The organism is Enterobacteriaceae endosymbiont of Donacia semicuprea (assembly GCF_012570535.1).
GTDB lineage: Bacteria > Pseudomonadota > Gammaproteobacteria > Enterobacterales > Enterobacteriaceae.
Genome location: NZ_CP046210.1, coordinates 1 through 718 on the forward strand (window position 1 = coordinate 1; position 718 = coordinate 718).

1 protein-coding gene and 1 rRNA gene (1 of these 2 cut by a window edge) are annotated in these 718 nt (G+C 22.3%); both read left to right on the forward strand.

Going from position 1 to position 718, the window contains the following annotated elements:
* The gene (greA, locus tag GJT91_RS00005) at nucleotides 1-480 is read left to right on the forward strand and encodes a transcription elongation factor GreA (protein WP_168868232.1); all 480 of its coding nucleotides are present in this window, start codon (nucleotides 1-3) and stop codon (nucleotides 478-480) included.
* A 160-nt stretch (nucleotides 481-640) separates the two neighbouring features.
* Nucleotides 641-718: ribosomal RNA gene (locus GJT91_RS00010) — 16S ribosomal RNA — on the forward strand; it runs 1,334 nt beyond the window's last position.

Consider the following 718-nt stretch of genomic DNA (forward strand, 5'->3'; position numbering starts at 1 on the left):
ATGATAAATCAAATTCCTATGACCTTACAAGGTATAAAAAAACTACATAAAGAATTAATGAAATTAAAAAATATAGAAAGACCAAAAATTATTAATTCTATTATAGAAGCAAGAAAACATGGTGATTTAAAAGAAAATTCTGAATATCAAGCAGCACGTGAAGCACAAAGTTTTTGTGAAGGACGTATTAAGGATATAGAAATAAAATTATCAAATGCTAATATAATAGATGTTACAAAAATTATACATAATAATAAAATTATTTTTGGTGCTACAATAAGTTTAATAAATATAACAACTAATGAAATTATTTCTTATAAAATTGTTGGTAATGATGAAGGAGATCTGAAAAATAATTTAATTTCAGTTAATGCACCTATTTCTAGAGCATTAATTGGAAAAGAAAAAAATAATATTATTAATGTTCATACTCCTCGAGGAATAATAAGATATAAAATATTAAATATTAAATATATTTAATATAAATTTTGTTTGACTTTTAATAAATAACTAGTATTATTACTAATAATAGTAAAAATTATTATATATAAAATAATTTTTAGTTCTTTAATAATTTATCAGAAAATATATGTGGGCATTCAATTTTTAGAAATTAATTATTTTGTATCGTATTTTTTTTAAATTGAAGAGTTTGATCATGGCTCAGATTGAACGCTGGCGGCAAGCCTAACACATGCAAGTCGAGCGGCAGCGAAAA